The sequence below is a fragment of the Thauera butanivorans NBRC 103042 genome, assembly GCF_001591165.1.
GTDB lineage: Bacteria > Pseudomonadota > Gammaproteobacteria > Burkholderiales > Rhodocyclaceae > Thauera > Thauera butanivorans.
Map to the genome: position 1 here is coordinate 1 of NZ_BCUG01000130.1, position 1,288 is coordinate 1,288.

The following is a 1,288-nucleotide window of genomic DNA, read 5'->3' on the forward strand; positions in this document are numbered from 1 at the left end:
GAGGTGCCCTACGTTTTCCGCCTTCCAACTGACCGTCCTCATGCTGCCATTTTTTGCTGATTCTGTCTCTCGATCCAGTTCTGCAAGAACGTGGTCGGCGACAGATATCCCAGGCTGGAGTGGCGGCGGCTCCGGTTGTAGAACACGGCGATGTATTGGAACAGATCGCTCATGGCCTCGTTTCGGGTCGCGTAGCTCACGCCATGCACCCGCTCATTCTTGAGGCTGTTGAAGAAGCTCTCAGTCGGTGCGTTGTCCCAGCAGTTACCCTTGCGCGACATTGATCCGCGCATGGCGTACGTGGCCAGGCGGGCCTGGTAAGCCTGGCTGGCGTACTGACTTCCCCGGTCGGAGTGGAACAGCACGCCCGGTCCTGGCCGCCGGCGAAACCATGCCATCGACAACGCATCGATCACCAAGTCGGTCGTCATCCGTGGTTTGATGGACCAGCCGATCACTTCGCGGTTGAACAGGTCGATCACCACCGCCAGGTACAGCCAACCCTCGGCGGTGGCGATATAGGTGATGTCGCCTGTCCAGACGCGATTGGGCGCCTCAGGCGCGAACTGGCGCTCGAGCACATTGTCGGCCACCGGCAGGCGATGCCTGGAGTCGGTCGTCGCCTTGTAGCGCCGCTTGTGCCGTGCCCGGATGCCGTTCTCGCGCATCAATCGCTCGATGCGCGGCAAGCCGATCCGGTAGCCACGCCCACGCAACTCGGCGTGGATGCGTCGTGCCCCGTAGGCCTGCCGGACCTCCTGATGAACCGTGCGGATCAGCACCAGGGCCTGCGCATCGGTCAGTCGCTTGCGGTCCGGCGTTCCGCCGCCCCGCCAAGCCCGAAAGCCGCTCTGGCTCACCGATAAGGCCTCGCACAGCACAGGCAACGGAAAGGATCTGCGCTGCGTCTCGATCCAGGCATATTTCACAGCAGATCCTTCGCGAAATATGCCGCCGCTTTTTTTGTGATCTCCAGCTCCATCTCGAGCCGCGCGACCTGAGCGCGCAACCGCGACAGCTCCATCTGCTCGGTAGTGATCTGCTTGGCGCCGGCCGGATTCAGCTTGCCCGCCTTCGCCGCCTTGACCCAGTTGCGCAGCGTCTGCTCAACCAACCCCAGTTCCTCGGCAACACGGCCGATGCTGCCGACCTCGTCAGTTCGCTTGACGGCCTGCTCCTTGAACTCAGCCGTGTATTCCTGTTTCGGGATGCGCTTCACGTCGTTCTTCCTCTCGTTGTGTCGATCCTACGACGACTACGCTGGAAGACGAAATTCGTGGGGCAGCTC

Annotated in this window: 1 protein-coding gene; it reads right to left on the reverse strand. The window is 62.1% G+C overall.

Annotated features, from left to right (window positions below; genetic code table 11):
- Window positions 1-38 precede the first annotated feature (38 nt).
- Window positions 39-1,219 (reverse strand): IS3 family transposase gene (locus tag TBU01S_RS22645; protein ID WP_088178918.1). Its coding sequence is split into 2 segments (ribosomal slippage): window positions 39-967 and window positions 967-1,219, totalling 1,182 coding nucleotides; the frame shifts between segments, so codons are not numbered across the junction.
- Window positions 1,220-1,288: the final 69 nt, after the last annotated feature.